This is a genomic window from Longimicrobium sp., from assembly GCF_036387355.1.
Classification (GTDB): domain Bacteria; phylum Gemmatimonadota; class Gemmatimonadetes; order Longimicrobiales; family Longimicrobiaceae; genus Longimicrobium.
The window spans coordinates 1-6,527 of sequence record NZ_DASVTX010000396.1 but is presented as its reverse complement, the minus strand read 5'-3'; the positions used below and the strand labels follow the sequence as shown (position 1 = coordinate 6,527).

Here is a 6,527-nt window from a genome sequence, read left to right as displayed (position 1 = left end):
GCGGCGTGCACCGAACCCGTCGCCACACCGTGCCCCGCACAGAACCGTCCGTCGCGCCTCGGCCCCTGAGCGTCAACCTGAAGGAGGCGCTGCACCGGACCCTTCCTCCACACCAGACCATGGCGCCGACTGAAGGATCCCGGGCCTGACTCGCCGCCTCCTGATCGGCGGCGCGGCGTGCACCGACCCCGTCGCCGCACGTGCCCCGCACAGAACCGCCCTCGCGCCGGGGCCCATGCGCGTCATCCTGAAGGAGGCGCGGCCCGGACCCATCTTCCACACCAGACTTTGGCGCCGACTGAAGGATCCCGGGCCTGACTCGCCGCCTCCTCATCGGCAGCGCGGCGTGCACCGAACCCGTCGCCGCACGTGCCCCGCACAGAACCGCCCCTCGCGCCTCGGCCCCTGAGCGTCATCCTGAAGGAGGCGCCGCACCGGACCCTCCTTCCACGTCAGACCGTGGCGCCGACTGAAGGATCCCGGGCCTGACTCGCCGCCTCTTCGTCGGCGGGCGCGGCGTGCACCGAACGATTCGCCACGTTCCAACTGTCCGCCAACGCGCTTCTCTGCCATCAGTCCACTGTCTGCTTCCGTACGATCACCTTGCTCGTCCCCTCCTTGAGCCGTTCAAAGCCAAGGTCCTCCGCCAAGTCCCGCCATTCCGGATTGTGGTCGTTGATCAGCGCCACCTTCTTTCGACGCACCCAGGACTTGATCTCCTTCTCGCGCTCGATCGCCGCGCGTGGTGCATCGGCGGGCTCGAAGTAGACAAGGCGGTTGATGCCATGTACCGACGTAAACCCGAGGGTAAGCCGCTCTCGATGCTCATGGACGCGGCGCACGAGATTGTTCGTGACGCCCGTGTAGAGCGTACGCGCCCTGTTCGCGAAGATGTAGACGAAGTACGTCGACACGGTTCCAAGGGGTACGAAGGGGCACCGCGAGTGCGCTCGGCGGACAAACGTGCGGTCGGGCGGTCGGAGTGGTGTTGGCGGAGTGATCCTGCGACCGCGAGTTCGAGCGTGCCACGCAGCCTGTCGTTCGCGGGCGGAGTGTAAGCGGGAGTCTTCAGTCGGCGCCAGAGTGTGTGCAGACGAAGAGTGATGCGGGGCGCCTCCCTCAGAATGACGCCCAGACGCCGATGCGGAGAGCGGGCTGCGGCGAGTGGGCCAGTTCGCTCGTGCGGCCGCGAGTCTGAGCCCGCCACGCAGCCTGTCGTTCATCGGCGGAGTGTAGGCGGGATTCTTCAGTCGGCGCCAGAGTGTGTGCAGACGGGGAGTGTTGCGCGGCGCCTCCTTCAGAATGACAACCAGACGCTTAAGCGGAGAGCGGGCTTTGGCGAGGGGGCCGGTTCGCTCGTGCGGCCGCGGGTCCGCGCGTGCCACGCAGCCTGTCGTTCACTCGCGAGGTGGAGCCATGACCTCGACCGATGTCGCCCAATGGCGTCAGCGCGGGGCAGGATGCGCGATGGGCTGGCCGAGGCGCACCGGATCACCGGGGCGCAACGCGCGGTCCAGTGTAACCCGGCCGGGCTCAAAGACGAGGACGACGGTGGATCCCAGGTGAAAGGTCATGATCTCGTCGCCGCGGCGCACGGGCACCGGGGGATCGTACCGGCGCGCGGCGGACTGCAGGCCGCGGCGGTTGGTGACCCAGGCGCTCGTCCCCACCGGCGCGTTCCACTCTGCATCGAACGCCGCGCTGATGCGCCCCACGTTGTACGCGCCCACCGCCACCACGGCGGTCCGCCCCGCCGGCCCGTCGATGTGGCACATCAGCCGCTCGTTGCGGGCGAACAGCTCCGGCAGGTGCGCCACCGCGGCCGCGTTCACCGGGAGCAGCGCGCCGGGCACGTGACGCGCGTCGCGGATTTCTCCCCCGACCGGCGCGTGGATGCGGTGGTAATCCTTCGGCGAGAGATACAGGGTGATGAACGCGCCGCCCTCGTACCGCGACGCCGCGCCCTCGTCCTCCAAAAGCTGTCCCACGTCGTACAGCCGCCCCTTGGCCTGGATCAGGCGGCCCTCGCGGATGATCCCCAGCTGCCCCACCGCCCCGTCCACCGGCGACGCGACCGTGGACGCGTCCGCCGGCCACGTGCGCGCACCCCTCGTGAGGCGGCGGGTAAAGAAGCGGTTCAGCGTGGGATACGCCTCCAGCGGCAGCTCCGCCTCGCTCACGTTCGCGCCCACGGCGCGGGCAAAGGCGCCCACAACGGCGGGGCGCATGGCGGGCGGAATGGGTGCGTCCGCCAGCCGGCCGAAGCCGCGGCTGAGGGCGCCCTGCGGCAGGCGGCGCAGCAGCGAGAGCGCGGCGCGCCAGCGGAGGGACGGAAGGTCCGGCTGATGATCGGAACGGTGCATGCTCCGCGGGGTTGCAGGCCGCGCGCCCGCGGGCGGGCGCATCCGGGGGCCGGGTGTTAGATTGGCGCGTCCCGCGACGCGGGACAGCGTGCGATCAGAGACCGCAAAATCAAGAACGGCAAGGCGTTGAGTACATCCATCTCATCCAGCATCCGAATCCCCAGCACCACGCGCGTGCTGGGCAACGGGCTCCGCGTGGTGGCGCATGAGGACCGCGGCGCCCCCATCGTTACCGTCCACCTGATGTTCCGCGCCGGCTCCCGCGACGAGCGCCCGGGCCGCACCGGGCTGGCGCACCTGCTGGAGCACCTGTTCTTCGAGGGCTCGCAGCACGCCCCCAAGGGGCACTTTGACGACGTGCTGGAGCGGGTAGGCGGCACCAACAACGGCACCACCTGGCTGGACCGCACCAACTACTACGAGACGGTCCCCACCCACGCGGTGGAAGTCCCCCTGTGGCTGGAAAGGGACCGCCTGGGCTTTTTTCTCCCCGTCCTCACCGGCGAGATCCTGGAGCTGCAGCGCGGCGTGGTGATGAACGAGCGCCGGCAGGTGTACGAGAACCGCCCGTACGGCATGGCCGACGAGCGCCTGCACGAGCTGCTCTTTCCCGGCGCGCATCCGTACTCGTGGCCCACCATCGGCTACATGCGCGACCTGGAAGCCATCACCCTGGACGACGCGCGCGAATTCTACCAGACGTACTACACCCCCGGCAACGCGGTGCTCGTGTTTGCCGGCGACATCGCCCCGGAGCGCGCGTTCGAGCTGGCGGAGAAGTACCTGGGCGACCTGCCCGCCGGGCCCGCGATCCAACCCGCTGCGGCGCCGGACCTTCCCGCCTCGCCCGGCGGCGTGCGCGAGGTCATGGAAGACGAGGTCAGCTTTCCCCGCGTGCACCAGGCGTTCTCCGTGCCGGGCTACGGCTCGCCGGACTGGATCGCGCTGGACGTGCTGGCCTACCTGCTCGCGGATGGAGACAGTTCCCGCCTGCAACGCGCACTGGTGCGCGACGGCCGGCTCGCGCAGGACATCGACAGCTACCTGTATCCCACGGCGCTCTGCGGCGTGTTCGGGATCGTAGGCACGGCGCGGTCGGAGATTGAGCCCGAGGCGCTGGAGGCCGCCGTGCGCCAGGTGCTGGACGACGTGATCCGCGACGGGGTGACGGAGGCGGAGGTGACTGGCGCCATCCGCCGCGTGCGCCGCGACCAGGTCAGCGAGCTGGCCACCATGGAGGAGCGCGCCGACACGCTGGCGTACGCCGCCACGGTGCTGGGGGACGCGGACCGCATCCACGAAGTGCTGGACGGCTATGCAAAGGTGACGGCGGATGACCTGCAGCGCGTCGCTGCGGCGTATCTGTCGGCCGACCGCGCCGCCACGCTCGTCGTCGTTCCCGCGGACGAAGAGGGCGATGAGGACGAGGAGGTGCGCGATGCCGCCTGAATCCATTCCCTTCTTCCCCGCCCCGGTCCCCGGGCAGCCGCCGCGCCCCCGCGTGCCGCGGCCGGACCGGTGGACGATGGACAACGGGCTGCACGTCGTGGCCGCGCCGCGCGCCACGGTGCCGCAGGTCGTCATCCGCCTGGCGCTCCCCGCCGGGTCCGCCGCCGACCCCGCGGAGCACCCCGGCACCGCCTCGCTGGTGGGCCACCTGCTGACGGAGGGAACCACGACGCTTTCCGCGGACGAGCTGGCCGAGCGGCTGGACGGGCTGGGCGCCGCGGTTCACGCCAGCGTGGGGCACGACTACGCCGAGATCGAAGCCGTCTTTTTGACGGAAACGCTGGCGGAGGGGGTCGGGCTGCTGGCGGACGTGCTGCTGCGCCCGTCGTTCCCGGAGGGCGAGGTGGAGCGGGTGCGCGCGGAGTCGCTGGACGCCATCATCGCACGCGAAGACGAGCCGGCCAACGTGGCGGAAGACCGCGCGGCGCTGGAGGTGTTCGGCGCCGGGCACCCGTACGGAGTGCCCGCATTCGGCACGGCGGCGGGGATCGCGGGCGTCCCGCGCGAGGTGCTGGCGGACTTTCACGGCCGATTCTACCGCCCGCGCGGCGCGTTCCTGGTCGCCTCGGGAGACTTTGACACGGCGGAGCTGCGCGCGCTGCTGGACGCCGCCTTCGCCGGGTGGGAGGGCGCGCCGCCGCCCATCGCCTACCCCGCGGGGACGGAGCTTCCCGCGCGCGCCGGCCAGCTGGTGCTGGTGCCGTGGGACGACGCGGCGCAGTCGGAGATCCGCATCGTGGGCGCCGGGCTGGACCGCCGCTCGCCGGACTGGTTCGCGGCGTCCGTCGCCAACTACGTCCTCGGCGGGTCCACCATCACCGGACGCCTGGGCGCCAACCTGCGCGAGGACAAGGGATGGACGTACGGCGCCCGCTCGTCGTTCCAGCCCGGCGTGGTGACGGGGGGATGGTCCGCGGAAACGGCGGTGGACGTGGGGGTGACGGCCGACGCGGTGCGCGAGATGATCGGCGAGATGCAGCGGATGACGGAGGGCCCGGTGCCCGACGCCGAGCTGCGCCGCGCCAAGGACGCCATGATCCTGTCGCTCCCCCGCGTGTTCGAGACGCCCAGCGGCGTGGCGGGGCGCTTTGTGACCCTGGAGGCGTACGGCCTGCCGCGCGACTACTGGGAAACGTACGCCGACCGCGTTGAAGCGGTGACGGCGGACGACGTGCTGCGGGTGGCGCGCCGCTTCTTTGCGCCGGAGCGAACGGTGCGCGTGGTGGTGGGCGGGATGTCGGAAACGGAGTGAACGGACGACGCCCGGCCCCTGTGCGGGGCCGGGCGTCGCGTGCGTCCCGAGGGAGGACGGCTTAGAACAGCGTGTCGTTGCGCTCCGGACGCCACACGGCGTCGTCATCCACTTCTTCCTGCGGCTCGTGCACGTGCGCGAGGGCCGGGACGGGCGCGCTGCCCGTGGCGCGCATGACGCCTTCCCAACCGCAGGCGGTGCACCAGCGCCGGCCCAGAAAGCGGCGGATCGCCATGAGCATGCGCGTGCGCAGCAGAATGGTTTCGCCTCCGCAGCGGGGGCAGTCGCGCCCCGCGGGAAGCAGGGCGACGAGCAGGGCCAGCGGGGCCAGCAGCATCACCACCCAGAGCGCGGTCATGAACATCCACATCGGGTCCTCCAGTGTCCCTCGGGCGCGGAGCCGTTCCTTCGGGCGCCGGCCCCCGCCGACGCGCTCTCGCAGCCACTCAGGCAACCCCCGTGCCGTTCCGGCCGCATCCGCCCGCCCCCCGCGGAGCGCCGCCATCGCGCGTTCCCAGCGGAGTTTGCCGCGCCCTCACAGCACCATCCGTTTCCCCGCAACCGCGCGCCGGGACGCATGATGCTGCCGGTGGATCCCGCCGCGCCGGCCGCCGCGGTGCTGGCCCGCGCGGCGGAGGTGCTGCGCGGCGGCGGGCTGGTGGCGTTCCCCACGGAAACGGTGTACGGGCTGGGCGCGCACGCGCTGGACCCGGCGGCCGTGGCGCGCATCTACGCGGCCAAGGGGCGCCCCGGCTACAACCCGCTCATCGTCCACGTGGCGGACGCGGACCAGGCGCGGGCGCTCGCCGCGGAGTGGCCGGATGCGGCGGCGCGGCTGGCGGAGACGTTCTGGCCCGGCCCGTTGACGCTGGTGGTCCCCAAGCGCGACGGCGTACCGGATGCCGTCACCGCCGGGCTGCCGAGCGTGGCGTTGCGCGTTCCCGCGCACCCGGTGGCGCACGCGCTGCTGCAGGTGTCCGGGCTCCCCGTCGCGGCGCCGAGCGCCAACCGCTCTACACAGGTTTCGCCCACGACGGCGCGGCACGTGGAGCGCGGGCTGGGCGACCGCGTGGACCTGATCCTGGACGGCGGCCCCTGCCCCGTGGGGATCGAGTCCACCGTGGTGAGCCTGGTTGCGGGCGTGCCGACGGTGCTGCGGCCGGGGAGCATTTCGGTGGATGAACTGCGCCGCGTGGTGGGCGAGGTGGCGCTCCCGGCGGCGGAGCCGGGGGGCGAAGCCGCGCGCCCCTCGCCTGGGATGATGGACCGCCACTACGCCCCGCGCGCCCCCCTGCACATGCTCCCCGCGGAGGGACGGGCCGACGCGATCCGGCGCGCCGCGGAGGCGGGCGGACGCATCGGCGCGCTCCTGCTCGCTCCCGCGGATGAAGCGCGGATCGCGG

General features: G+C 72.2%; 6 protein-coding genes. 3 read left to right on the top strand and 3 right to left on the bottom strand.

Going from position 1 to position 6,527, the window contains the following annotated elements:
* Positions 1 to 572 precede the first annotated feature (572 nt).
* Both VF665_RS17400 and asd read right to left on the bottom strand, forming a co-directional pair.
* Positions 573 to 914 (bottom strand): GIY-YIG nuclease family protein, encoded by a 342-nt coding sequence (locus VF665_RS17400; protein WP_331054717.1) that lies wholly within the window; start codon positions 912 to 914, stop codon positions 573 to 575.
* A gap of 531 nt (positions 915 to 1,445) precedes the next feature.
* A complete protein-coding gene (gene asd / locus VF665_RS17395; RefSeq protein ID WP_331054716.1) occupies positions 1,446 to 2,363 on the bottom strand; it encodes an archaetidylserine decarboxylase in 918 nt (305 codons plus the stop codon).
* A 126-nt stretch (positions 2,364 to 2,489) separates the two neighbouring features.
* Between asd and VF665_RS17390 the strand changes: the two genes are divergently transcribed.
* Together VF665_RS17390 and VF665_RS17385 are read left to right on the top strand one after the other, a co-directional pair.
* Positions 2,490 to 3,812, top strand: a complete 1,323-nt coding sequence (locus VF665_RS17390; RefSeq protein WP_331054715.1) for a pitrilysin family protein — start codon at positions 2,490 to 2,492, stop codon at positions 3,810 to 3,812.
* A complete protein-coding gene (locus tag VF665_RS17385; RefSeq protein ID WP_331054714.1) occupies positions 3,802 to 5,124 on the top strand; it encodes a pitrilysin family protein in 1,323 nt (440 codons plus the stop codon). Before VF665_RS17390 ends, VF665_RS17385 begins: the two co-directional genes overlap by 11 nt.
* 61 nt (positions 5,125 to 5,185) lie before the next feature.
* On the opposite strand, the gene VF665_RS17380 is transcribed toward VF665_RS17385, so the two are convergent.
* Positions 5,186 to 5,494, bottom strand: coding sequence for a hypothetical protein (locus VF665_RS17380; RefSeq protein WP_331054713.1), 309 nt, complete (start codon positions 5,492 to 5,494; stop codon positions 5,186 to 5,188).
* 207 nt (positions 5,495 to 5,701) lie between these two features.
* Between VF665_RS17380 and VF665_RS17375 the strand changes: the two genes are divergently transcribed.
* Positions 5,702 to 6,527, top strand: an 826-nt coding sequence (locus tag VF665_RS17375) for an L-threonylcarbamoyladenylate synthase (protein ID WP_331054712.1), incomplete at its 3' end; no start/stop codon positions are given.

Bases quoted from the DNA above. Each gene is read 5' to 3' on its own strand.
- asd (WP_331054716.1), bottom strand. From the start codon at position 2,363: ATGCACCGTTCCGATCATCAGCCGGACCTTCCGTCCCTCCGCTGGCGC.
- VF665_RS17385 (WP_331054714.1), top strand. From the start codon at position 3,802: ATGCCGCCTGAATCCATTCCCTTCTTCCCCGCCCCGGTCCCCGGGCAG.
- VF665_RS17380 (WP_331054713.1), bottom strand. From the start codon at position 5,494: ATGTGGATGTTCATGACCGCGCTCTGGGTGGTGATGCTGCTGGCCCCG.